Source organism: Pseudomonas sp. DP-17 (genome assembly GCF_022380625.1).
GTDB lineage: Bacteria > Pseudomonadota > Gammaproteobacteria > Pseudomonadales > Pseudomonadaceae > Pseudomonas > Pseudomonas nitroreducens_A.
Genome location: NZ_JAKSXG010000012.1, coordinates 28,396 through 51,308 on the forward strand (window position 1 = coordinate 28,396; position 22,913 = coordinate 51,308).

Here is a 22,913-nt window from a genome sequence, read left to right on the forward strand (position 1 = left end):
CGAGTGGCCGCTCCTACGAAAAGCCTGTTAGTTCCGTAGGGCGCATAACGCCTAGGGCGTTATCCGCCACGTCGGCGGATAACCCGTTCCGGGTTATGCGCCCTACAGGTGCCGCCCCGACGTCAGAACGGTTTGTCGCCCAGGATCGTCGCACGGTGCATCACGCGGCGCTGCGGGCGGTAGTCGTCCACCGCGTAATGCTGGGTCACACGGTTGTCCCAGAAAGCCACGTCGTTCTCCCTCCAACGCCAGCGCACGGTGAACTCCGGGCGGGCGAAGTGGGCGAACAGCAGGTCGAGGATGGCGCGGCTTTCTGCCGGCTCCAACTCGTTGATGCGGGTCGTGAAGCCATCGCTGACGAACAACGCCTTGCGCCCGGTAACCGGGTGCGTGCGGATCACCGGATGGCTGCGCGGCGGGTTCTTCTGGCGCGCCTCTTCCAGGCGCGCAAGGTCCGCGTCGGTGGCGCCGAAGCGTTCCTGGGGGAAGGACTTGCTGATGTCGTGGGTCGCGGTGAGTCCGTCGAGCAACCGCTGCAGCGGTTTCGACAGCGCCTCGAAGGCCGCGATGCCGCTGGCCCACAGCGTGTCGCCACCGTAGGGCGGCAGCTGCTTGGCGGCCAGCACGGCGCCCAGTGCCGGGGTCTCCAGGAAGGTGACGTCGGTGTGCCAGATGGCGTTGTCGCGCACGTCGGTGACGGCGGTGTCGAGGACGATGACCTCGCGCTGTTCCGGCGAACTGGGGTAGATCGGATGGATGTGCAGGTCGCCGAAGCGCGTGGCGAAGTTCGCCTGCTGGGTGGGAGTCAGCGGCTGGTCGCGGAAGAACAGCACGTGATGGTCGAGCAGGGCCTGCTCGATCTGGCGCTGCGCCGCGTCGTCCAGCGGGTCGGCCAGGCGCACGCCGGAAACGATGGCGCCCAGGGCCGGGCTGATGGGTTCGATGCTCAGGGTGGTCATGTTCGTGTTCTCTCGTGAGGTTCACGGGGTGGGCGGCTTGCTTGCCCTCTCCCCAGCCCTCTCCCTGAAGGGAGAGGGGGCCGTTTGGTTTGCGCGCAAAGGACGGAAAAGTCCTTCAGCCATGCAGATTCATCAATGAGGCAGGGGCCTCGAAGCCACTCGGGACAGGTCCCCTATCCCGCTTGCGGGAGAGGGTTAGGGAGAGGGGCTTTTACCCCGCCCGGCAGAAAGTCACTCCCAGGAAGCAAACCGCTTCTGCAGCCAGCGCAGCCCAAGCTCGAAGCTCAGCGCGATGGCGGCGATCAGCAGGATCCCCAGCACCACGACATCGGTGGCGAGGAACTGCGCGGCGGATTGCACCATGAAGCCCAGGCCGCGGTTGGCGGCGATCAGCTCGGCGGCGACCAGGGTCGACCAGCCCACCCCCAGGGCAATGCGCAAACCGGTGAGGACTTCCGGCAGCGCGCTGGGCAGGATCACGTGGCGCACCACCTGCAGGCGGCTGGCGCCCAGGCAGCGCACGGCCTGGATGCGCGACTTGTCCACACGGCGCACGCCGGCGGCGGTGGCGATCAGCAGCGGGGCGAACAGCGCGAGGTAGATCAGCAGCACCTTGGACAGCTCGCCGATGCCGAACCAGATGACGATCAGCGGCAGGTAGGCCAGCGGCGGCACCGGGCGGTAGAACTCCACCAGCGGGTCGAAGGCCGCGCCCACCAGCGGGTTGAGCCCCATCAGGATGCCCAGCGGAATCGCCGTCAGTACCGCCGCGCCCAGTGCCAGCAACACACGCAGCAGGCTGGTACCGATGTGCTGCCACAACGACGCATCGACGTAGCCTTCGGCAAGCAGGCGCTGGAAGGCTTCCACCAGTTGCTCCGGTGCCGGCAGGAACAGGGTGTCGACCCAGCCCAGGTGCGTGGCCAGCCACCAGAGCACGAAGATTCCGCCGACGCTGCCGGCTGCAGCCCAGCGGCGGTAGTCGCGCGGCACACTGCGGGATTGCGGCACGGCGGCCGGAAGTTTGGCGGCGAGGGTATCAGTGGGCATGCTCGGCCTCCGGTTCCTCAAGGAACTCATCCAGCAGCAGTTGGCGCAGACGCGCGAATTCCGGGTCGGACTTGATCGAACGCACTGGCTCGCCGGCGGCGTAGCGGCGCGCGAAGTCCAGTGGCAGGCGCTTGACGATGCGCGCCGGCGGGCCGTCCATCACCATCAGGTCGGTGGCCAGGAACAGCGCTTCATCGACGCTGTGGGTAATCAGGAACAGGCCCTTGCCGGTCTTGCGCCACAGGTCGAGGGTCAGCACCTGCATGCGCTCGCGGGTCAGCGCGTCGAGGGCGCCGAAGGGCTCGTCGAGCAGCAGGAAGTCCGGCTCCACCGCCAGTGCGCGGGCCAGGCCCAGGCGTTGCCGCTGGCCGCCGGACAGTTGCGAGATGCGGTAGTCCGCGTGCTCGCCCAGGCCTACCAGCTTGAGGACTTCATGGGCGCGGGCACTGCGCTCGGCAGCGCCGACGCCACGGATGCGCAGGCCCAGGGCGACGTTGTCCAGCGCGCTCAGCCAGGGCATCAGCGCATCGTCCTGGAACACAACGCCGCGTTCTCCGCCGGGACCGTCGAGGGTGCGGCCGTCGATCTGCACGCGGCCGCTGTCCGGCGCCTGGAAGCCCGCCAGCACGTTGAGCAGGCTGGACTTGCCGCAGCCGGACGGGCCGAGCACCACCAGGGATTCGCCCTTGGCGAGGCTGAGGGAAAGGTCCTGCAGCACGACGCGCTCGCGTCCGTTCTGCTGGAAAGTGAGGCTGACCGACTCGGCCGTCAGACGGCTCATGTTCTGCCCTCCGTAGGGTGAGAAAGGGATACTTCGGTGCGGCGATTGCCCTCTCCCTAACCCTCTCCCTGAAGGGAGAGGGGACCGTTCGGTGCCGGTTGAAACCATGGCGTCAGCTGGCAGGGACAGCTCCCTCTCCCTTCAGGGAGAGGGCGGGGGGAGAGGGGCCCCGCGGAAGAGTTTCAGGGCCTCAGCGCTGCCCGACCTGCACGCTCTGGGCCTGGCGCACGTATTCGGCGCTGACGTAGGGCGAGTAGTCCTTGAGCACTGAAGGCACGCGCTTCTGCTCTTTCAGGAATGCGGCCGTGCCGGCGATGTCCTTGGCGGTGCCGCCGCCCAGCAGGGCGGAGGACAGCTGCGCCTGGGATTCGGGGAAGGCGGAGCCGGCCAGCAGTTCAGGCACGTCCTGCGGATCGGCGCCGGTCAGCTTGGCGATCTTCTTCACCTGCTCGGAGTCGGCGGTCCACTGCGCCTTGTGGGCGTTGTAGTCAGCGAAGGAATCCAGGCTCACCTTGGCGAACTTGGCGATGATTTCCGGGTGCTTCTCGGCGAAGTCCTTGCGGGCTACCCAGACCTCGAAGGTCGGTGCACCCCACTGGCCGACTTCGGCGGCGTCGGTCAGCACCTTGCCGGACTTCTTGATCTCGCCCAGGGCGGGCGACCAGACGAAGGCGCCGTCGATGTCGCCACGGCGCCAGGCGGCGGCGATCTCGGTGGGGTTGAGGTTGACGATCTTTACCTTCGCCGGGTCGATCTGCCAGTGCTTGAGTGCGCCCAGCAGGCTGTAGTGCGAGGTGGAGACGAAGGGCGTGGCGATGGTCTTGCCGACCAGGTCTTCGGGCTTCTCGATCTTGCTGCCGTTGCGCACCACCAGGGCCTCGGCGGCGTTGATCTGTGCGGAGACGATGAAGGCAACGATCGGCAGACCGCGCGAGGTGGCGGCGGCCAGCGGGCTGGAACCGAGGTTGCCCAGCTGCACGTCGCCCGAGGCGATGGCGGCGACCACTTCCGGGCCGCTGTTGAAGCGGCGCCAGTCGAGCTTCTCGCCGATGACCTTTTCATAGGTGCCATCGGCTTGCGGAACCTTGGTCGGGTCGATGCCGGTCTGGTAGCCCAGGACGATGTCGGCGAACGCGGCGCTCTGGAAGGACAGGGCAGCCGCAACAGCGACGCCGGCCACGGCACGGCGTACGAAACGAGGTTTGTTCATGGTGTTTCCTCTGAAGGTAACGGCGGTGCCGGCCTCACAGAGGGGACGGACCACGGGACGGGATTCGATGGATGAAACAGGTGTCCGGCGGTCCGGTAGAGCTAGATTACCGATATAAAAAACTTCGAATAAATAATTTTTAGTTCTTAACTTATGAGCGCCAGCGCTTGTCTCGATTTGGCTACAGGCCCCGTGGCACGGCGCCTCAGGTCGCACCGGCACGCACACGGGCGCGAGTGCCCTCCTGGCGCAAGCCGACCTGCACCGCGTGTTGCGCCACCGCAGCGGTTTCCGCCACCAGGGTCGCCAATGCCGCGCTGCGGCTGAAGCTCAGGCTGTTGCCCGCCGCCTGGGCGGACTCGAAGGCCACCGCCGACTGCTCGGACAGCCGCAGCCCCAGCGCCAGCAGCCGCTGCAACTCGCCCGCCACCGCCCGCGCCGGCAGGTTCTCGAAGGCCTGCACGGCAAGGCCCAGGGCGATGTTCGCCTGCAACAGCGCGGAGAGGCTGCCGCGCAGTTGCGCACGGGGCGTCCACGGCAGACCGGGCGGCAGCAGGATGTCCTCGGGATGCAGGCGCACCTCGTGGCAATGCAGCAGTCCGCCGCCGTTGGGCTCGAATCGGTCCAGCCCGTTACGATCCGCCGGCAGCGCGGCGATCAGCAGCCCCTCGCTGGGCGCGTGCCGCGCCGAGATCAGCAGCCAGTCCACCGCCGCCGCGCCGAAGCAATCATGGCGCCCACCCTGCAACAGGAAACCGCCGCGCCGATGCTCGCGCGCCAGCAGGCGGCTTTCCTGGTGATCCACCGCTTCGCCCCACAGCCATTCGCGCTCCACGCTGAGCGGCAGCAGTCGCTCGCGCTGCTCGGTGCTGCCCAGCAGCAACACGCTGGCCAATTGCAGGTGATGCAGCGCGAACAGCCGCGCCAGAGTGCCGTCGCGCTCGGAGAGATCGCGCAGGGTCTGCAGCACCTCGTCCCAGCCGGCACCGCGCCCGCCGTACTCGCGTGGTACCGACAGGGCAAGCAGGCTGGACGCACGCAGGGCGTTGCTCCAGCGCTGGATGGGAGGCAGTTCGGACAGCGTGGAAAGCGGCACCAGCATGCGCACCTCGGCTCGAAGGGTGGATCAGTGGCCTGGGCGTATGGCGCGCGGGTGTACTGAAGGGAAAGAAGAACGGCCTCCGAATGGAGGCCGTTTCATACCCTAGCGAACCGCGCGAAGCGCGCGAAATAACCTTTCGGGCTTAGCTCATGCCACGAATCAGACGGCTTCCTTGCGCCGCCACTGCGGCAGGCCGATCAGCACCACGGCGCTGATGATCACCGCCATCGCCAGGGACTCCGCCAGGCCGATGTGCTCGCCGGCGAACACCACCCCGAGCATCACCGCCACTGCCGGGTTGACGTAGGCGTAGCTGGTCGCCGCCGCCGGGCGCACATTGGCCAGCAGGTACATGTAGGCACTGAAGGCGATGATCGAGCCGAACACCACCAGGTAGGCCAGCGCGCCCCAACCGGCGGCAGTGGGCATCTGTTCCATGCGCTCGCCGCTGAGGAAGCTGCCCAGCAGCAGCACGCCGCCGCCCACCAGCATCTCCACTGCGCTGGCCATAGCGCCGGCGGGCAGGTCCAGGCGCCGGCTCCACACCGAGCCGAAGGCCCAGGTCGCCGCCGCAAAGAGGATCAGCGCCGCCCCTGCCGGGCTTCCCTGCAGGTTCGACCCCAGGTTGAGCAGCACGATGCCGAACAGGCCCAGGGCGATGCCAGCCCACTCCAGCGCGTTGGTGCGATTGCCGAAGAAGCGCCCGAACACCAGGGTGAACAACGGCACGGTCGCCACCGCCAGCGCCGCCACGCCCGAGGCCACGCCCCAGTGTTCGGCCACCGTCACCCCGCCATTGCCGCAGCTGAGCAGGAGGATGCCGATGGCCCCCGCCGAAAGGCACTGTTTCAGCGTCGGCATGGGTGCTCCGCGCCAGAGCATCCAGGCGAACAGGATCACCCCGGCGATGATGAAACGGCAGCCGGCCATCAGCATCGGCGGCCAGGATTCGACGCCGATGCGAATTACCAGGTAGGTCGAGCCCCAGATGAAGTAAAGGGCGAAGAAGGCGGCGATCAGGGTCAATGAAACGCGGGCTCTGGGCATGGGCATCGTGGTCATGGAGGGGGCTCGACAAGGCAGGCAGAGCGCTTCATTTTATGCAGGTGAAACGCCTTGGATAAGGCACAGACAACGCCATTACTGGCATAACACTTTTCATTCGATGGAATTTCACGAGTCTTTCCGTTGATTCCAAACCGGAGCCAGACCATGGACAAATACGACCGCGCCCTGCTCGCCGCCCTGCTCGAAGACGGTCGCCTGTCCTTCGCCGAACTGGCCCGGCGCATCAACCTTTCGCCGCCGGCGGTGGCCGACCGGGTGGCGCGCCTGGAGGCGGACGGGGTGATCACCGGCTACCACGCCAGCGTAGACCTGTCGAAGATGGGCCGCTCGATCCAGTGCCTGATCGAGATGCGCCTGAACGACCACCGCAGCAGGACCATGCTCGACCCGCTGCTGGAGATCCCGCAGATCATCGACTGCTATCGCATCACCGGCGAGGCCTGCGTGATGCTCAAGGTGGCGGTGAGCTGCACCCAGGAACTGGAAGAGCTGATCGACCGCCTGGCGCAGTTCGGTACCAGCAGGACCTCGCTGGTGCTGTCCACACCCTTCTCGCGGCGCGTGCATCCGGGGATGTTGCAGGGCGGTTGAAGGGCGCATCTAGAAGGAAATTGCAGCGCGCCGATTTCGTAGGATGGGTGGAGCTTGCGATACCCGTCAGCAGTCCCTGATTGACTTCGATGGGTATCGCTTCGCTCCACGCCATCCTGCAAACGCCCGCTCGTCATGCGAAAAAAAGGCGGCGCCGCTCGCGCGGTGCCGCCTGAAGTCACGGAGTTGCTTACATCACGGGACCGAAAAGCATCGGTCCCGCTGTATTGGATTACCGTTCGACGATCGCGGTCACACCTTGGCCGCCTGCCGCGCAGATCGAGATCAGTCCGCGCCCCTTGCCGGCACCGTCCAGCAGCTTGGCCAGGTTGGCGACGATGCGCCCGCCAGTGGCGGCGAACGGATGGCCGGCGGCCAGCGAGCTGCCTTTCACATTGAGCTTGCTGCGGTCGATGGAGCCCAGCGGTGCGTCGAGGCCGAGGCGGGTCTTGCAGTAGTCCGCGTCCTCCCAGGCCTTGAGGGTGCAGAGCACCTGCGCGGCGAAGGCTTCGTGGATCTCGTAGAAGTCGAAGTCCTGCAGGGTCAGGCCGTTGCGCGCCAGCAGGCGCGGCACCGCGTAGACCGGCGCCATCAGCAGGCCCTCGTGGCCGCCGACGAAATCCACCGCCGCCGCTTCGCCATCCTTGAAATACGCCAGGATCGGCAAGCCACGCTCCTTCGCCCATTCCTCGCTGGCCAGCAGCACCACCGAGGCGCCATCGGTCAGCGGCGTGGAGTTGGCCGCCGTCAGGGTGCCGCGCGGCCCCTTCTCGAACACCGGCTTGAGGGTGCCGAGCTTCTCCAGGTTGATATCCGGGCGCAGGTTCTGGTCGCGCACCAGGCCGCGGAACGGCGTCATCAGGTCGTTCTGCCAGCCTTCGTCGTAGGCGGCGGCCAGCTTGTGGTGGCTCTCGAAGGCCAGCTTGTCCTGCTCGTCGCGCGGGATGGCCCAGGTCTGCGCCATCAGCTCGCAGTGCTCGCCCATCGACAGGCCGGTGCGCGGCTCGCCGTTCTTCGGGATGTGCGGCATCAGGTGGCGCGGGCGGATCTTCAGCAGGCTCCTGATCTTCTCGCCGTTGGACTTGCCGCGGTTGGCTTCCAGCAGGATCTTGCGCAGCCCCTCGTTGACGCCGATGGGCGCGTCGGAGGTGGTGTCCACGCCGCCGGCGATGCCGCAGTCGATCTGCCCGAGGGCGATCTTGTTGGCCACCAGGATCGCTGCTTCCAGACCGGTGCCGCACGCCTGCTGGATGTCGTAGGCCGGGGTTTCCGGCGCCAGGCGCGTGCCCAGCACGCACTCGCGGGTCAGGTTGAAGTCGCGCGAATGCTTGAGCACGGCGCCGGCAACCACCTCGCCCAGGCGCTCGCCGTGCAGCTTGTAGCGCTCGATCAGGCCGTCCAGCGCGGAGGTCAGCATCTCCTGGTTGCTCGCCGTGGCATACACGGTGTTGGAGCGGGCGAAGGGAATTCGGTTGCCGCCGACGATGGCGACCCGGCGCAGTTGGGTCATGCAGAGCTCCTACAAGGGTGAGCGTTGAAGTGCGGTCAAGGCTAACCTTAGCCGCTTGTGTCGCATTGGCCGCCCCGCCGTTGCGCAGGTCAGCGCGGTCAATTGCGCCGAACCCGCCGCTGCGTAGAGTGGTCAGCACTTTAGAGAACCCGTGCAGGAGCCCGTTCCATGACCGATCGCTACATCGCCTTCGCCAACTCCAACGTCGGCCGCCGCCTGGTCGGAGCCCTCGGCCTGCCCGCGCCGGTCCGCCTGGAGCGCTGGAGCGCCGGGCGCACGCGGCCGGTGGACGGAGCGCTGCTGCTCGGTGGCGAGGGCAATCTGAACGAGGCAGTGCTGCCGTTCGCCGAGCGCCTGACCGACGCGGTGTTCTCCTTCAGCGAAGGCCAGTACGGCCTGCCGCGCTGGACCGCCGAGCATGGCCCCAAGCTCAAGGCCATCGTCTTCGACGCCAGCGGCCTGACCCGCTTCGAGCAGACCCTCGAGCTGCGCACCTTCTTCCAGGGCGCCCTCAAGGGCCTGGATAAATGCCCGCACGTGGTGATCCTCGGCCGCGCGCCGGAGTCGGTGAAAGACCCGATCGCCGCCAGCGTGCAGCGCAGCCTGGAAGGTTTCAGCCGTTCCCTGGGCAAGGAAATCCGCCGCGGCGGTAACGTGCAGCTGGTCTACGTCGGCAAGGGCGCCGAGGACCAGCTCGAAGGCGTGCTGCGCTTCTTCCTCTCGCCCAAGAGTGCCTATGTGTCCGGGCAGGTCGTGCGCCTCGCCGCCTACGACAAGCAGGTGCAGGACTGGAGTCGTCCGCTGGTGGGCAAACGCGCGCTGGTGACCGGCGCCGCCCGCGGCATCGGCGCGGCCATCGCCGAGACCCTCGCCCGTGACGGCGCCGAAGTGGTGCTGCTGGACGTGCCGCCCGCCAAGGAAGCCCTGGATGCCCTGGCCGCGCGCCTGGGTGGACGTGGCGTGGCGCTGGACATCTGCGCCGCCGATGCCGGTGCGCAACTGGTCGAGGCGCTACCCGATGGCGTCGACATCGTGGTGCACAACGCCGGCATCACCCGCGACAAGACGGTCGCCAAGATGAGCGAAGCGTTCTGGAACTCGGTCATCGACGTCAACCTGAAAGCCCCGCAGGTGCTGACCCAGGCGCTACTGGACGCCGGCAAGCTGCACGACGACGGCCGCGTGGTGCTGCTCGCCTCCATCAGCGGCATCGCCGGCAACATGGGCCAGACCAACTATGCGGTGAGCAAGGCCGGCCTGATCGGCCTGGCTCAGGCCTGGGCGCCGGCGCTGGGCAAGAAGGGCATCAGCATCAATGCGGTGGCGCCGGGCTTCATCGAGACGCAGATGACCGCTGCCATCCCGCTGACCATCCGCGAAGCCGGCCGGCGCATGAACTCCATGGGCCAGGGCGGCCTGCCGCAGGACGTCGCCGAGACCGTGGCCTGGTTCGCCCAGCCGGGTTCTGGCGCAGTCAGCGGGCAAGTATTGCGGGTCTGCGGGCAGAGCCTGCTGGGCGCCTGATCGGTTCCAATCGACTCCATCTGTAGGATGGCGTGGAGCGAAGCGATACCCATCGATCCCTGCGACAGCATGGGTATCGCCTAGGCTCCACCCATCCTACGAACGAGCCACCTGCGAGCTCACTGCCGCGCCGCGATCAGCTCGCGGAACTCCTCCGCGCTCACCCGGTGATCGCCATTGCGGTCGGCGCGCACGATCAGCGCAGGCTCCTGGGTCAGGAATTCCGCTTGGCTGACCTTGCCGTCGCCATCCTGGTCCGGCCAGGCGATGGCGTTGGGCGAGACCTGCACGCTGGGATTGGGCGGGGTCACTTCTTCGCGGGTGAGCAGGCCATCCTGGTTCCGGTCCAGCCGGTGGAACATGCGCACGCGCATGGCGGACAGGTCATCGGCCTCGATGAAGCCGCTGCCATCGCGGTCCAGTCGGGAAAACGCCGTCTCGCCCATTTCACCCGCCACGGCTTGCTGAGCGCTCAGCAGCAGGACGGTGGACAGCAGCAGGGTCTGGCGGATTCGGCTTTGCATCGGGCGTACCTTGGCGGGAGTTGACCGGCAAAGCCTATCCAGAGGCGGACTCGAAACGGTTCGATCACTCCGCCGGCGGTTGCGGCCGGCCGCGGCGGCGGAACTCCACCGGGGTCTCGCCGACCCAGCGCTTGAAGGCACGGTAGAAGGTGCTCGGCTCGGAAAAGCCGGTGCGCTCGACGATCACTTCGATGCGCTCGTCAGTCTTGAGCAGCAGCTCCTTGGCCAGGCGGCACCGGTAGTCGGTGACCAGGTCGTTGAAGCGCACCCCGGCCATGGCCAGGCGCTCGCGCAAACGGCGGGCCGGCATGTCGAGACGGGCCGCGACCTGCTCCAGGGTCGCGCCGCCATCCACCAGCAACACGCCGATCAGCTCGCGCACCTTGCGCACCAGGTCCAGGCGCTCTACCTCCGCCAGTTGCCGGCGCGCCAGGGACTCGTGCATGCGCAGCAGTTCCGGCGCGGCGTGGCGCGAGGGTTTCTCCAGCACCTGGGCATCGAACACCAGCGCATAGCGCTCGGCGCCCAGCACCGCAGGGCAGCCATAAACCTCCCGGTAACGCGCGGCGGGCGCGCCTTCCTCGTGCATCAGCTGCACTTCATGGGGCTTGAAGTCGCCCTCGGTGAGCGCGTGGAACAGGCGCACCACCGCACCGGCGAGCATCTCGGGGAAATGTCGATTGGTCCCGGCGGTATGGCCGAGCAACAGCACGGCCTTCTCGCCCTCCACTTCCAGGCGGGCGTTGAGGGTGTCGGAGAGCAGGCGCACGTAGCGCAGAGCGTGGCGCAAGCCTTCGCCAAAGGTGGCACTGGAAAGGAACAGGTACTCCAGCAGCAGGCCATGGAACGCGGGCAGGTGGCCGGCCAGGTACAGGCCGACGTGCTCTTCGCCACATTCTTCGGCGGCCGCTTTCCAGAACAGGTTCTGTGCACTGTGGGGGAATCGTCCGGCAGGCAGGCTGCCGGCAGGCAGGCCGACGCGAGCCAGCACGCGGTCGGGGTCGGTGCCGCTGGCGCGCAGGGCGTCGATCACCGGGCGCATCAGCGCCACATCGTCGGTCAGATCACGCATGGTGTTTTTTCTAGTTATCCATGGGGCGGGCCCATCTTAGGCAGCTTTCCCATCCCCCCTCAAGAGAATCAGGAAGCAGGTTGAGGGAAATATCCGGGCAATCGGACGGTCACATTGACTTGCCTGCCGCGCGCCGCGTTGCCACGGCCAATGCCCGCGCCTGAGCGGCGGCTAAGCTGATTGAATACCGCAAGGAGATTCCCGATGCCCCGCGATTGGCTTGACCTGTCCGCACCACCCGCCCTCACCGGCCTGTTCGCCCGCGCCGCCGTGCGCCGCGGCGTGCGTGGCCGCAGCCTGCCGACGCGCGGGCTGCGCTGCCCGGTCACGGTGGACCCGAAGCACCTGGAGCGCTACCGCAAGGTCTGCGGTTTTACCGACAACCACCTGTTGCCGCCGACGTATCCGCACATCCTCGCCTTCGGCCTGCAGATGGGCCTGCTCACCGACCCGAGCTTCCCCTTCCCGCTCCTGGGCCTGGTGCACCTGGAAAACCGTATCAGCGTGTTGCGCCCACTGGGCGGCCTGGGGCCGTTCAACGTCAGCGTGCGAGTGCAGGACCTGCAACCCCACGAAAAGGGCGTGACCTTCAGCATCATCACCCAGCTGCACGACCAGCTCGGGCTGCTCTGGGAAGGCGACAGCCGCATCCTGTTCCGCGGCATGCGCCTGGACGGCACGCCACCTGCGCGCGAAGAGATGTCGGAGCTGCCGCTGGAGCAGATCGACGCCTGGAACTGCCCGGCGGACATCGGCCGGCGCTACGCCCGCGTGTCCGGCGACTACAACCCGATCCACCTGTCCGCCGCCAGCGCCAGGCTGTTCGGCTTCCCCCGCGCCATTGCCCACGGCCTGTGGAACAAGGCGCGCAGCCTGGCCGCCCTGGGCGAGCGCCTGCCGATGGCCGGCTATCGGGTCGACGTGCGCTTCCAGAAGCCGGTGCTGCTGCCGTCCCAGGTCAACCTGCTGGCCAGCGAGCCGGCGCCCTCCGGGCAGTTCAGCCTGCGCGGCAAGGACGGCCTGCCGCACATGGCCGGCAGCTGGAGCCCGCTGGACGTTTGACGCGCCAGGCTTGAAGCTATGGGGCTCACGTTGGAGCCCCATCTGCATGAACCTCGAAGCCATCACCGCGCGCCTGCACGCCATCCGCGACCACAACGACTGGAGCCGCTTCCACAGCCCGAAGAACCTGGCCATGGCGGCCAGCGTGGAAATGGCCGAGCTGGTGGAAATCTTCCAGTGGCTGCGCGAGGACGAATCGCGCCAGCTGCCCCCGGAGAAACTCGCCCACGCCGGGCAGGAAGTCGGTGACATCGTCCTTTACCTGCTGCTGATGTGCGCGGAACTGGGCATCGACATGAACCAGGCGGTGCTCGCCAAGCTGGCCGACAGCGAACGGCGCTTCATCGAAGGGGGCGCCAAGTGAGCGACTCCCCGAAGACCGGCGACCGCCATTTCGACGAACTGGCCACGCGCTTCGCCGAGAAGATCTATGGCGGCGCCAAGGGCGCCATCCGCCTCGCCGTGCTCCAGGCCGACCTTGCCGAAGCCCTGCCCGACCGCCCGCTGCGCGTGCTGGATATCGGCGCGGGCCTGGGGCACATGTCGCTGTGGCTGGCCGGGCGCGGCCACGACGTCACCCTCGCCGAACCCGCTGCGCCGATGCTCGAAGGCGCACGCCAGCGCTTCGAGGAGGCCGGCCTTGCAGCCACCTTCATCGAGGCGCCCTGGCAGGACCTGCTCGGCCAGCTCAACGAACCCTATGACCTGGTGATCTGCCACGCCGTGCTGGAATGGCTGGCCGAGCCGCTGGCGATCCTGCCGGTGCTGCACCAACTGACCCGTGCCGATGGCTGGCTGTCCCTGGCCTTCTACAACCGCGATGCGCTGATCTATCGCAACCTGCTCAAGGGCCATTTCCGCAAACTGCGCAAGAACCGCTTCTCCGGCGAGGGACAGAGCCTGACTCCGCAGGAACCGCTCGACCCGCGCGTACTCGAAGCAGCGATGGCCGGCCACTGGAACATCGCCGCACGCAGTGGCGTTCGGGTGTTCCACGACTACATGCCGGTGGAGTTCCAGCACAAGGCCGAACCGCTGGACCTGGTGGAGATGGAACTGCAATACCGTCGCCACCCCGCCTTCGCCGGTCTCGGCCGCTACCTGCACTGGCTGTGCCGGCCGCAGGATTAGGTGCATAGTTGCCACTGCGCACGCCCGTTGAAGTGAGCGTGCGGGAGTCCGTCATGCCGCGTTACCTGCTGATTCTGCCGCTATTCGCCACCCTGGCCGCGTGCCAGAGCCCGAATCCCTACAGCAATACCTCGCTGCCGATCCCACCCGCCCCCGCGCAGGCTGCCAACCCGGGACTCGATCCAGGGAGCTATCCCGCGCCGCCGCTGGACTACGGCCAGTACCGTTCGTGGAGCTGGGCCAACGGTGCCAGCTTCGGCGGCCCCTTGCAGGACGCCGTCAGCGAAGCCCTCGACCAGCGCGGCCTGCGCCCGGCACGCTCGAATACCCCGGCAGACCTGACCGTCAGCGCGCAGCTCTCCAGCGAACAGCGCACACGACAAACCACCGATTACTACAACGGCGGCTACTACGGCGGCTACAGCCGCTGGAACGATCCCTGGTATGGCGGCTACGGCGCGTCCTACCCGGTCACCCGTACCTACGTCGTCACCGTCAGCGTGGTGCACATCACCCTGTTCGACGCGCGCAATAACCAGCAGGTCTGGAGCGGCAGCGCCGAGTATGAGGGCGGCAGCAACCAGAGCGACCAGGCCCGCGCGTTGCGTGAAGCCGCACGCAAGGCCATGGACGGTTACCCGCCGGGCTGAACCTGGGCGCGCCGGTAGTCAGGCACGCTCGCGGGCGAATCCACCATCACGGCGTCCGCACCCAGCCCATGAGCCGCACCATAGGCCTGAGCCGAGTTGATGCCGAACATCACCACCTTCGCCCCCGGGGCGCGTCGCACGCAGGCCATTGCCTGCGGCGTCCACAGTCGCGCGGGCTTGACCTGGTAGGAGGACGACCCGAGGGTGAACTGCTCCGTCACCGTCAGATCGCGCTCCAGTTCGATGCCCATCCAGGTGTCCGCGGCCGGCGGCGAGCATCGGCCGGCCAGTGCCAGGTCGACCAACCGGTTGCGCGTGGCATCGCGGCTCTCGAAACGCTGCGCCCGGTCCGCGTAGTGCTGCGCCAGGTAATCGCTGGCATCACGCTCGGTGGAGTAGAAGCGCACCCGCGACCAAGCCTGCTGCTGATCCAGCGTGCGGGCCACCGCGTCGATGACATCGCCCACCGGTTGCGCCTTGATATCGAGGAACAGCGGAACCGACGGAGGAACGCTCCGCAGCGCCTCGGCCAGTGTCGGGATCGCCTGCGGCTGCGCACGGTACGGGTAGCCGCCCGCCGCATCCTTGAACTGGTAGCCCGCATTCACCGAGTGCAGCTGTTCCAAAGTCTTCGAAGCCACGGCGCCCTGGGCATCGGTCAAGGCAGAGAGATCCGCCGGCCGGTACAACACCGCGACGCCATCGGCGGAAACCTGCACCGACAGCCACAGCACATCACTCTGGTTGGCCAGTGCCTTGCGGATTGCCAGCAGCGTGTTCTCCGGAGCGTCCGCCGTGCCGGCTCGATGCGCCACCACCTTGGGTTGCGGCAACGATGGGCGCACGCCCTCGACGCTGCATCCCGCCAGCAGGGCCAGGCCGGCCATTGCCCCAGGCAACCACTGTTTCATACCCATCCCCCACCTTGAACGAGTGTCGACTCTAGCAAGCAGAAGCACCCCGCCAGACACCGAAGATTCCCTGCTTGCCAATCCTTCTGCCTTGCGCTTGGATGGAATTCTCTGACAGGAGTATTGCGACCATGATCCGCCGTTTGCTGTCCCGTTCACTGTTCCTGGGCTTGATCCTCGGCCTTGCCGCCTGCGAAACCACCAGCGTCAGCCGCGACTACGACACCACCCGCGACTTCTCCCGCTACCTGACCTGGAGCTGGGCGCAGCCGGCCTTCGAGTACCGCCCGGACGACCCGCGCATCAAGAGCGACCTCACCGAACAGCGCATCAGCGACGCCATCGCCGGCGAATTCGACCAGCGCGGGCTGCGCCAGGCACAGGGCGGCAACCCCGGCGACGTGAAGCTGCGCGCCTACCTGATCGTCGATCAGCGCCAGGACCAGGTCACCACTTACAGCGGCGGCTACTGGGGCGGTTACTGGGGTGGCTACTGGGGCCCGCCGCCCATGGCCGAGAGCCGCACCGTGACCTACAAGGTCGCCACCATCCAGGTCGACATGTTCGATGGCAAGGACGGCAAGCTGGTCTGGCGCGGCAGTGGCGAGCAGATCATGCGCAGCAGCCCGCCGACGCCCGCCGAGCGCGAAGCGGCGATCCGCGATACGGTGCAGAAGATCATTGCCCAGTACCCGCCGCACTGACCGCCGCAAAGACATCGGAGAACCTGTGAACCAGCCCGCCCTGCAACACCGCCCCGCCCTCGCCGACGACCTCGGCGAGGTGGTCGGCTTTCCCCAGGATGCCGACGAACTCTTCTATTGCTACCCCAAGGCGAGCTGGCCGCTGACCATCGGCCAACTCGCCGCCGCCATCGCCGAAAGGCGCGGCAGCACGGTAGCGCTGCTCGATGGCCGCCTCGCCGGTTTCGCCAACTTCTACCAGTGGCAGCCCAACGAGTTCTGCGCACTGGGCAACATGATGGTCGCGCCCTGGGCGCGTCGGCATGGCGTGGCGCAGTACCTGATCGAGGTCATGGAGAATCTCGCCCGCGACCAGTACAAGGCGCAGGTCATGAAAGTGTCCTGCTTCAACGCCAACGCCGCCGGCCTGCTGCTTTACGCACGCCTGGGCTACGAGCCGCAGGGCATAGTCGAGCGCGCCGATCCGCAGGGCCGGCGCATCGCCCTGGTCCAACTGGAGAAAACCCTTGTCCACGCCTGAGCCCCAGCGGGTGCTGATCGTCGTCAGCAGCGGCCCGAGCACCCCTGCGCGCTGCGCCGCGCCCTTCTACACCGCCACGCTGCTGGCGTGCATGGACGCCAAGGTCACCCTGTTCCTCAGCGGCGAAGGCACGCGCCTGGCCTTCCAGGACATCGCCGACCACCTCTACGCCGCCGAGGGCGGCGAGCCCATCAGCCACTTCATCCAGCAGGCCAAGGAAGCCGGCGCACGCCTGCTGATGTGCCGCGCACCGGGCGTGGCCATCGACGAAAGCCGGCTGATCGAGGAAGTCGACGAAATCGCCAGCGGCGGCGAGCTGGCCCGCATGATTCTCGAATACGACCGGGTGCTGACGCTGTGAAGCTGCACGGCCTGGAGTTCCCCGACGACCTGCTCTACGCCCCCGACTACAACCTCTGGCTGCGCGAGGAGCAAGGCGGCGCTGTCACCCTCGGGCTCACCGCCTACGGCTGCGCGGTCTACGGACAGATCTTCGCCTTCACTCCCAAGCGCGACGGCTGGCACATCGACTGCGACCGCAGCTTCGGCGTGGTGGAATTCGCCAAGGCCGCGTCGTCTGCGCGCAGCCCGCTGGACGGCACGGTTCTCGCCAGCAACGAAGCCGTGGTGCGTCGGCCGGGCCTGATCAACCAGGACTGCTACGGCGAAGGCTGGATGGTGCGCCTGAAGCCCGATGACTGGACCGCCGCCCGTGGCCACTTCCTGCAGGGCGACGCCGCACTGGAGGCCTTCGCCCAACGCATGCATCTGGACAATTTCGATCCCGACGACGATGGGGTCCAGGCCCTGCGTCCATGAGCCGCGCAGGCCTGAGCCTCGCGCTGCTGCTCGGCCTGCTGACCAGCCCGGCGCTGCGCGCCGACCAACCGACGCAGGACGGCTTCGTCTATCTCGATCAGGTTTTGAAGTCGGCACGCTACGACGTGCGCTACGCCGGCGCCGACAACTTCGTCGGCCAGCCCATCGATGGCTATCAGAAAGCCCGGATCATCCTCACCCGCGAAGCCGCCGTCGCATTGGCAGCCGTGGAAAAGGACGTCGCCCTGAGCGGCCTGGCGCTGAAATTCTTCGACGGCTATCGCCCGCAGCGCGCCGTGGACGACTTCCGCCGCTGGGCTGCCGACCCGCAGGATATCCGCCAGAAGGCCCGCTACTACCCGCAACTGGACAAGCCCGCGCTGTTCCGCGACGGCTACATCGCCAAGCACTCCGGGCACTCGCGCGGCAGCACCGTCGACCTCACGCTGGTGGATGCGAACAGCGGGAAAGAGGTGGACATGGGCAGCCCGTTCGATTTCTTCGGGCCCATCTCCCATCACGGCACCGCGCTGGTCAGCGTGCAGCAGACGCGCAACCGCGAAACCCTGCGCCAGGCCATGCTCCGGCACGGCTTCGAACCCTACGGCGCCGAGTGGTGGCACTACACCCTGAAAGCCGAGCCCTATCCCAAGACCTACTTCGACTTCCCGGTGCAGTGAAAGCGTCGCGGCCGTCCCTGGCCGCAGGATGGATCAGTCGTCGTTCTTCGTCGAATTGTCGCCGGCGTTGTCCAGGCCCTTGGTGTTGTGGGTGCCCGGAGTCGTGCCGGAAATCGCCGTCGCCTTGGACAGACCACGGGTGTCCTTCGAGTTCGCCACGGAAGAAGTGGTCTGGCCGTGGCCCTTGCTGTCGTTCTTCTCGCTGCCGTAATGGTTGCCACTCAGGCCATGATCGCGAGTGGCCTTGCCGGCGTGCTCGCCGCCGTCGTTGGCGCCGTTGCTGTTGCTGCCGTGATTGCCACCGGCGCCCCCCTTGCCACCGCCATGGCCACCGCCGTTACCACCGCCATTACCGCCGCCGTGGCCACCGCCATTGCCGCCACCGCCACCGTTACCACCACCACCGCCGCCGCCATTGCCCTTGGCGTAAACCGAACCGATTGGCGACAGGTCGGCGGGCAGCAAGGCTGTCGTGCCGAGTGCGAAAGCACAGGCTACTGCAACAACCAGGGATTTTTTCATCTTGTGATCGCCTCCAGGGCGGGGGGTTGAGATACCCGTATGACTCTCTGCAGCCGCCGTGGTTCGCGGCCTGCCGACGAAATGCCGGCACGCCGGTACCAAAATGCCTGCTGCCCGAAACGCCTGCAGCGGCTAAGCTGAGCGAAACGGCAGTTTTCCCTCTGAGGCTATACGGATATGTCCAGACCCAACCTGCTGCTCGCGGCCGCTCTCGGCCTGACCCTGGTAAGCACCAGCCCCCTTTTGCTGGCCGATCCGGGCAAGAACAAGGGGCATGGCAACAGCGGCCAACACGGCAATCAGGGCAACAACGGCCAGGGCGGTCAAGGCGGCAACAACTGGCAGGGCGGCGGCCCGAGCATCGATATCGGCGGCGTGCAAGTCATCCTCAATGACAACCGCAACTACTGGAACCCAGGCGCATCGCTGCCGCCGGGCATCCAGAAGAACCTCGCACGCGGCAAGCCACTGCCTCCCGGTATCGCCAAGAAGCTCGACGGCCGCCTGGTCGGCCGCCTGCCCCACTACGACGGCTACGAATGGCAACAGGCCGGCACCGACCTGCTGCTGGTGACCATCGCCACTGGCGTCATCTACGAAGTGCTGCATAACGTGCTGGATTGACCCTTCCGGACCTGTAGGAGCGGGTCGCTCCTACAGGTTTTACCTGGAACTCCGCCCTTGCGATCCCCCTCCAACCTTCGCCCCCATCGCCTTGCCGCTGGAGTTTCCGCATGACCCCGCAAGCCCCCGAATTCGACGGCCAGCGCTGGAGCAACGCCGACGAAGACCGCGTCGAAGTCGTGACCGCTGATCCCCACTGGCCGCAGCGCTTTGCCGAAGAAGCCGAGGCCATTGCCCGGGCAGCCGACCTTCCCGGCCTGGGCATCGAACACATCGGCAGCACCGCCGTGCCGGGGCTGGACGCCAAGCCGATCATCGACATCCTCCTGCTGCCGCCGCCGGGCAGCGACCCGCACCGCCTGATCGAACCGCTGCAGGGCCTGGGCTACCAGTACTGGGCCGAGAATCCCGACACTTCGCGGATGTTCTTCGTCAAAGGCATGCCGCCGCTGGGCAGAGGGCGCACCCACCACGTCCACGTCATGGACCTGAACGAAGCCTCGCGCCGTCTGCTGTTTCGCGACTGGCTGCGCACCCACCCCGAAGACGCCCGGATCTATGCGCGGGTGAAGCACGAAATGGCCCGGCGCTTCCCCACCGACCGCGACGCCTACACCGAGGGCAAGGACGAGGTGGTTGCGCAGATACTGGGACGTGCGCTCAACCCACCTGAACACCACCGCGACAGCTCGGGCGATGCGCCCCAGGGTGGTGAAATCCAGGGCCCGGACAGCCCGCGTTAATCCGCCGTTAATCCACCCGGCAGAAGCTCGGGGCTCACTCTCAGGAGGAAGTCCCATGCTCAAACTCTCCGTGGTCACCTTCGCCTGCGTCACCCTGGTCGGCTGCGCCGATGCCCCGCACTACAACCACTTCGGCGCCATCGAATCGCCTGTGCGCGAATCCTTCGGCGAAGACAACCTCGAACGTCAGCCCACCCGTGTGCGCCTGCAAAGCGACGATTACTCCGCGCAGCAACAGCGGATGATGTGGGGCCAGTGACGCCGCCCCTCGGCAGACCGCGCCAGCGGCTGCCGATTGCGCTATAACGGGCGCTCCACCACGCCACTGGAATGGACGCCATGGCCTTCGACTGGCACTGCGACCCGATTACCCGGCAAACCCCGCTGGATGCCCACTACCGCAACACCCAGAACGTCCGCCGCTTCATGACCCAGCATTGCGGTGACGGCTTCCACTTCGACCGCGCCTTCATGGCCTGGATACGCAGCGGTGCGCCGGCGGACATGGGGGCGGTGGTGGATGAGTGGCGGAGGCGGAAAGGCCTCGTCATTGGCTGAACACGCCGATTCCGACGATGGTGTAGCCACGGGATAGCCCGCTAGACTTCGCAGGGCACTCACCCCGGACACCGTCATGAAGAAATGGATCTTCCTCGCCGTGCTTGCGCTGCTCGCCTGGCAATACATGGACAACCCGAACTGGCAGTCGCGTATCTTCCGTTCGGCCCCGCCTTCCGCCAGCGCGCCGATTGCGCCCAATGCCCCAGCCTCCGAACCTGTTGCAACGATCCCAACGCAGCCGGAGCCCACACTCAACGTGCGCTGCGATGGCCGCCAGCACTGCTCGCAGATGACCTCCTGCGCGGAAGCCAAGGCCTTCCTGCGCAGTTGTCCGAACATGAAGATGGATGGCGACGGTGACGGCATCCCTTGCGAGGACCAATGGTGCCGCATGTAAGGATCAGCGGCGCTACAAGCCACCACCCAGCCACAGCGTGAACTGGCCGTCGCACACCGCCAGAGACTGCCGCACCACGCTATAGCGCATCGGCAGCACACTGCCGGTGCTGACCTTCAAGCGATCCGCCAACGCCAGCACCTCCTCGAAGGAAGCCTCCGGCAGGTACTTGTTGAGGGCGTAGCTGTCACGGCCGATCAGCACCTGCACCGCATGAACGTCCCGCTCGAGCGGATCGTAGGCCAGCAGGCCCTGCAACTCGATGCCCGCCGGCAGCCGGAACAATGCCCTTACCAGCAGCAACGACACCCCGGGCAGCACCTCCGCTGCCGTCGCCAGCGGCACCAGAAAGACATCCTCGCGAACGCCTTCCTGCCAGCGCCACAAGTCGCTCAGTTCCAGATGCTCTTCGGTGAAGTGATCCAGCCTGACCATGGCTTGCCTCGTCCTTGTGGGAATGCCTGCTGCGGTTCTCGGGCATCGAGCTTGATGGAAGCCTAGCTGTCCACGTCCGGGGCAACCTGCCCAGAAGCAGGGTCTGTCTCGCCCTTCCACAGCCAAAGCTCGTATTGCGGAAAAGCAGCAATCAGCTGCTCGAGGTCTTCCACTCGGGTCTTGGTCTTCATGTCCGTGGCAACGGTCTGCCAGCGACGGCGGTTGTTGTTGGCTGTTTCGACAGCCAAACGTGCAGCTCCCAGGTAGCGGACAAGAACCCGAAGACGTTCCTCGATCATAAAAGTGCTCGCGGCAAAGTGACGAAATATTTGACTGACAAATATTTCGTCTATACAGTTACTTGAGATGACGAAATATTCGTCATTCACGAGTTCCATTTGAAATGTCAGGCCTGAAGTACTGCTGGACGGATTCGAGGTTTGGCGAACTGAGGGTCATGGCTTGAGCTGCTGTCTTTCAGAAACCTGCAAGGAACCACCGTGGTCCAGCAATGTGAATAGTGAATCAACGGGTATGGAACTGGAAGCCTCGTACTGGCGGCGTGATTGAACCGGCCGAAAAGTGCCGATCAGAGAGCCCAAGGAGCTGTGCATGGCTGACTTTGATCTCGCCACCGCGATTGCGCTGATAGGGAAGTTTGCCCTGGTAGAAACGATTCACGGCGAAGGCACCGCATCCGGCTGGTACTGCGTGCACATTTTGGGTGTAGCCCCTCCCTCGGAAGGAGTATTTGCTCATCCTTTTTTCTTGGTGCGTGACATTCCGTTCGGGTCCGACCTGCCAGAAGAGCTGTTCTGGGAAGAAATCAGGTCTCTTCAAGTATTGGATTCGGAGGAAGTACAAGCGTGGAAGAAACACGTCGTGCCCTCAGGAGAATCGACATGACCCGATATGGATCGGAAAACCCCGTATCCCTGCTTGGCCAATACGCCTTGGTATCCACCACCTGCGACGCCGACCCGACTCCGGAACTGCACTGCATCCAGATCGTCGGCGTTGTGCCTCCGCTGGATCAGATCATCAGCCGCCCGTACTTCCTGGTCATGGACCAGATGCTTCGCCGGCCTTATCCACAGGAGATGTTCTGGCACAACATCCAGTCGCTGAAGGTGCTCGCTCCGGAAGAAGTGGAAGCCAGCAAGGACCTGATTCCCCAGGACGGGATCATGATCTGCTGAAGGAGAGTTGGCGGAAGGCAGTGAGAGTCGAACTCACCCAGGAACGGCTGCCGTCCCCCACCGGGTTTGAAGCCCGGCCACGCCACCGGGCGTGATTGCCTTCCCTGGACAGAAGCCGGCTGCGCGAGCGCAGCGGCGAAAGCGGGAGCCAGGATGTTGCCACTATTGCCGTGACGGATGCCAGCGCGGTGATGCCGCAGCAGCCGATGAAACAGCCAGTCCCCACCATCCACCGAGCACGGGAGTCCCCATGGGCAACCTGTTGTTGAGCCGCAATATCCTTGAAGCCATCCATCTCTTCGCCGACCCGGAGTGCTCCGACGAAGAACTGATCCGCCAACTTCGCAGCCAAAAGCTGGTGATAAGAATCGGCGGGGTCTGGGAGAAACAAGTGAGACTTGTCATCGCCGCGCCGCCTTGTATTCGAGTTTTGCGCGAGGAACTGCTGCCGGCCGATGCGCATCAGTAACGCCGCGCAAAGAGCCCGTCATCCTTTAGGATCGAATGCACTCCCAAGGTATCCACCTTCGACGAGGGCTTCTTTTCCCTGTCGAATACAAAGGT

32 protein-coding genes and 1 tRNA gene are annotated in these 22,913 nt (G+C 66.2%); 19 read left to right on the forward strand and 14 right to left on the reverse strand.

From position 1 onward, the window contains the following. Positions 1-122 precede the first annotated feature (122 nt). From tauD to yedA, 6 genes are all read right to left on the reverse strand, one after another. Positions 123-959, reverse strand: a complete 837-nt coding sequence (tauD, locus tag MJ122_RS18705; protein ID WP_239745505.1) for a taurine dioxygenase — start codon at positions 957-959, stop codon at positions 123-125. Between the two features lie 231 nt (positions 960-1,190). Then, entirely contained in the window at positions 1,191-2,009 is an 819-nt protein-coding gene (locus MJ122_RS18710; protein WP_239745507.1) for an ABC transporter permease subunit, read from the reverse strand. Continuing rightward, positions 1,999-2,790, reverse strand: coding sequence for a taurine ABC transporter ATP-binding protein (locus MJ122_RS18715; RefSeq protein WP_239745517.1), 792 nt, complete (start codon positions 2,788-2,790; stop codon positions 1,999-2,001). Before MJ122_RS18715 ends, MJ122_RS18710 begins: the two co-directional genes overlap by 11 nt. A 190-nt stretch (positions 2,791-2,980) precedes the next feature. Beyond that, positions 2,981-4,000 (reverse strand): taurine ABC transporter substrate-binding protein, encoded by a 1,020-nt coding sequence (gene tauA / locus MJ122_RS18720; protein WP_239745528.1) that lies wholly within the window; start codon positions 3,998-4,000, stop codon positions 2,981-2,983. Positions 4,001-4,205: 205 nt separating this feature from the next. Then, positions 4,206-5,102 carry an acyl-CoA dehydrogenase family protein gene (locus MJ122_RS18725; RefSeq protein WP_239745530.1) on the reverse strand — a complete coding sequence of 299 codons (897 nt, stop codon included), beginning with the start codon at positions 5,100-5,102 and terminating at the stop codon, positions 4,206-4,208. Between the two features lie 159 nt (positions 5,103-5,261). Continuing rightward, the gene (gene yedA / locus MJ122_RS18730) at positions 5,262-6,149 is read right to left on the reverse strand and encodes a drug/metabolite exporter YedA (protein WP_088416433.1); all 888 of its coding nucleotides are present in this window, start codon (positions 6,147-6,149) and stop codon (positions 5,262-5,264) included. Between the two features lie 165 nt (positions 6,150-6,314). On the opposite strand from yedA, the gene MJ122_RS18735 reads away from it, so the two are divergent. Beyond that, entirely contained in the window at positions 6,315-6,761 is a 447-nt protein-coding gene (locus MJ122_RS18735) for an Lrp/AsnC family transcriptional regulator (protein WP_088416305.1), read from the forward strand. A gap of 232 nt (positions 6,762-6,993) precedes the next feature. Here MJ122_RS18735 and MJ122_RS18740 read toward each other — a convergent pair whose 3' ends face one another. Next, entirely contained in the window at positions 6,994-8,271 is a 1,278-nt protein-coding gene (locus MJ122_RS18740; RefSeq protein ID WP_239745532.1) for an acetyl-CoA C-acetyltransferase, read from the reverse strand. A gap of 168 nt (positions 8,272-8,439) precedes the next feature. Between MJ122_RS18740 and MJ122_RS18745 the strand changes: the two genes are divergently transcribed. Beyond that, positions 8,440-9,795: a 3-oxoacyl-ACP reductase gene (locus MJ122_RS18745; protein WP_088416303.1), complete on the forward strand. Its 1,356-nt coding sequence runs from the start codon at positions 8,440-8,442 to the stop codon at positions 9,793-9,795. 119 nt (positions 9,796-9,914) lie between these two features. Here MJ122_RS18745 and MJ122_RS18750 read toward each other — a convergent pair whose 3' ends face one another. Together MJ122_RS18750 and MJ122_RS18755 are read right to left on the reverse strand one after the other, a co-directional pair. After that, complete coding sequence (locus MJ122_RS18750) at positions 9,915-10,319, reverse strand: EF-hand domain-containing protein (protein ID WP_239745534.1); 405 nt, start codon at positions 10,317-10,319, stop codon at positions 9,915-9,917. 64 nt (positions 10,320-10,383) lie between these two features. After that, positions 10,384-11,391 carry an AraC family transcriptional regulator gene (locus MJ122_RS18755; protein WP_088416301.1) on the reverse strand — a complete coding sequence of 336 codons (1,008 nt, stop codon included), beginning with the start codon at positions 11,389-11,391 and terminating at the stop codon, positions 10,384-10,386. 204 nt (positions 11,392-11,595) lie between these two features. On the opposite strand from MJ122_RS18755, the gene MJ122_RS18760 reads away from it, so the two are divergent. From MJ122_RS18760 to MJ122_RS18775, 4 genes are read left to right on the forward strand one after another with little or no spacing between them, the layout of a single operon-like run. After that, complete coding sequence (locus tag MJ122_RS18760) at positions 11,596-12,453, forward strand: MaoC/PaaZ C-terminal domain-containing protein (protein ID WP_239745536.1); 858 nt, start codon at positions 11,596-11,598, stop codon at positions 12,451-12,453. A 46-nt stretch (positions 12,454-12,499) separates the two neighbouring features. Then, positions 12,500-12,817: a nucleotide pyrophosphohydrolase gene (locus MJ122_RS18765; protein WP_024766201.1), complete on the forward strand. Its 318-nt coding sequence runs from the start codon at positions 12,500-12,502 to the stop codon at positions 12,815-12,817. Continuing rightward, complete coding sequence (locus MJ122_RS18770) at positions 12,814-13,584, forward strand: methyltransferase domain-containing protein (RefSeq protein WP_239745537.1); 771 nt, start codon at positions 12,814-12,816, stop codon at positions 13,582-13,584. The genes MJ122_RS18765 and MJ122_RS18770 overlap by 4 nt, the downstream gene beginning before the upstream one ends. A 53-nt stretch (positions 13,585-13,637) precedes the next feature. Beyond that, entirely contained in the window at positions 13,638-14,234 is a 597-nt protein-coding gene (locus tag MJ122_RS18775; RefSeq protein WP_239745539.1) for a DUF4136 domain-containing protein, read from the forward strand. Here the strand turns inward: MJ122_RS18775 and MJ122_RS18780 are convergent. Next, positions 14,219-15,121 (reverse strand): glycerophosphodiester phosphodiesterase family protein, encoded by a 903-nt coding sequence (locus MJ122_RS18780; protein ID WP_345772982.1) that lies wholly within the window; start codon positions 15,119-15,121, stop codon positions 14,219-14,221. The genes MJ122_RS18775 and MJ122_RS18780 overlap by 16 nt on opposite strands. A 155-nt stretch (positions 15,122-15,276) precedes the next feature. Between MJ122_RS18780 and MJ122_RS18785 the strand changes: the two genes are divergently transcribed. The 5 genes from MJ122_RS18785 to MJ122_RS18805 are packed head-to-tail and all read left to right on the forward strand — an operon-like array spanning position 15,277 to position 17,868. Beyond that, positions 15,277-15,849 carry a DUF4136 domain-containing protein gene (locus MJ122_RS18785; protein WP_239745552.1) on the forward strand — a complete coding sequence of 191 codons (573 nt, stop codon included), beginning with the start codon at positions 15,277-15,279 and terminating at the stop codon, positions 15,847-15,849. A 25-nt stretch (positions 15,850-15,874) separates the two neighbouring features. Beyond that, positions 15,875-16,369, forward strand: a complete 495-nt coding sequence (locus MJ122_RS18790; protein WP_239745553.1) for a GNAT family N-acetyltransferase — start codon at positions 15,875-15,877, stop codon at positions 16,367-16,369. After that, positions 16,356-16,730 carry a DsrE family protein gene (locus MJ122_RS18795; RefSeq protein ID WP_088416295.1) on the forward strand — a complete coding sequence of 125 codons (375 nt, stop codon included), beginning with the start codon at positions 16,356-16,358 and terminating at the stop codon, positions 16,728-16,730. Before MJ122_RS18790 ends, MJ122_RS18795 begins: the two co-directional genes overlap by 14 nt. Next, on the forward strand, positions 16,727-17,188 hold the full coding sequence (locus tag MJ122_RS18800) for a glycine cleavage system protein H (RefSeq protein ID WP_017520632.1): 462 nt from the start codon (positions 16,727-16,729) through the stop codon (positions 17,186-17,188). Before MJ122_RS18795 ends, MJ122_RS18800 begins: the two co-directional genes overlap by 4 nt. Next, entirely contained in the window at positions 17,185-17,868 is a 684-nt protein-coding gene (locus MJ122_RS18805) for a M15 family metallopeptidase (protein WP_239745555.1), read from the forward strand. Before MJ122_RS18800 ends, MJ122_RS18805 begins: the two co-directional genes overlap by 4 nt. 33 nt (positions 17,869-17,901) lie before the next feature. Here the strand turns inward: MJ122_RS18805 and MJ122_RS18810 are convergent, their stop codons facing one another. Next, entirely contained in the window at positions 17,902-18,390 is a 489-nt protein-coding gene (locus MJ122_RS18810) for a hypothetical protein (protein WP_197698103.1), read from the reverse strand. Positions 18,391-18,567: 177 nt separating this feature from the next. Between MJ122_RS18810 and MJ122_RS18815 the strand changes: the two genes are divergently transcribed. The 5 genes from MJ122_RS18815 (at position 18,568) to MJ122_RS18835 (ending at position 20,715) form a co-directional block, all read left to right on the forward strand. After that, positions 18,568-19,014, forward strand: coding sequence for an anti-virulence regulator CigR family protein (locus MJ122_RS18815; RefSeq protein WP_239745557.1), 447 nt, complete (start codon positions 18,568-18,570; stop codon positions 19,012-19,014). Positions 19,015-19,124: 110 nt separating this feature from the next. Next, entirely contained in the window at positions 19,125-19,757 is a 633-nt protein-coding gene (locus MJ122_RS18820) for a GrpB family protein (protein ID WP_239745566.1), read from the forward strand. A gap of 55 nt (positions 19,758-19,812) precedes the next feature. Then, entirely contained in the window at positions 19,813-20,016 is a 204-nt protein-coding gene (locus tag MJ122_RS18825; RefSeq protein ID WP_017520627.1) for a hypothetical protein, read from the forward strand. 80 nt (positions 20,017-20,096) lie between these two features. Beyond that, positions 20,097-20,315, forward strand: coding sequence for a DUF6434 domain-containing protein (locus MJ122_RS18830; RefSeq protein WP_239745567.1), 219 nt, complete (start codon positions 20,097-20,099; stop codon positions 20,313-20,315). Between the two features lie 76 nt (positions 20,316-20,391). Then, positions 20,392-20,715, forward strand: coding sequence for an excalibur calcium-binding domain-containing protein (locus MJ122_RS18835; RefSeq protein ID WP_239745570.1), 324 nt, complete (start codon positions 20,392-20,394; stop codon positions 20,713-20,715). Positions 20,716-20,727: 12 nt separating this feature from the next. Here MJ122_RS18835 and MJ122_RS18840 read toward each other — a convergent pair whose 3' ends face one another. Together MJ122_RS18840 and MJ122_RS18845 are read right to left on the reverse strand one after the other, a co-directional pair. After that, positions 20,728-21,150, reverse strand: coding sequence for a hypothetical protein (locus tag MJ122_RS18840; RefSeq protein ID WP_239745572.1), 423 nt, complete (start codon positions 21,148-21,150; stop codon positions 20,728-20,730). A 62-nt stretch (positions 21,151-21,212) separates the two neighbouring features. Continuing rightward, on the reverse strand, positions 21,213-21,548 hold the full coding sequence (locus MJ122_RS18845; protein ID WP_239745574.1) for a hypothetical protein: 336 nt from the start codon (positions 21,546-21,548) through the stop codon (positions 21,213-21,215). Between the two features lie 214 nt (positions 21,549-21,762). On the opposite strand from MJ122_RS18845, the gene MJ122_RS18850 reads away from it, so the two are divergent. Together MJ122_RS18850 and MJ122_RS18855 are read left to right on the forward strand one after the other, a co-directional pair. Further along, positions 21,763-22,056 carry a hypothetical protein gene (locus tag MJ122_RS18850; RefSeq protein ID WP_239745576.1) on the forward strand — a complete coding sequence of 98 codons (294 nt, stop codon included), beginning with the start codon at positions 21,763-21,765 and terminating at the stop codon, positions 22,054-22,056. Beyond that, positions 22,053-22,349: a hypothetical protein gene (locus tag MJ122_RS18855; RefSeq protein WP_239745578.1), complete on the forward strand. Its 297-nt coding sequence runs from the start codon at positions 22,053-22,055 to the stop codon at positions 22,347-22,349. Before MJ122_RS18850 ends, MJ122_RS18855 begins: the two co-directional genes overlap by 4 nt. Positions 22,350-22,357: 8 nt before the next feature. Here MJ122_RS18855 and MJ122_RS18860 read toward each other — a convergent pair. Next, a tRNA-Sec gene (locus MJ122_RS18860) sits at positions 22,358-22,453 on the reverse strand. Positions 22,454-22,599: 146 nt separating this feature from the next. Between MJ122_RS18860 and MJ122_RS18865 the strand changes: the two genes are divergently transcribed. After that, positions 22,600-22,818, forward strand: coding sequence for a carbon storage regulator (locus MJ122_RS18865; RefSeq protein ID WP_017520612.1), 219 nt, complete (start codon positions 22,600-22,602; stop codon positions 22,816-22,818). The last annotated feature ends 95 nt before the right edge of the window (positions 22,819-22,913 follow it).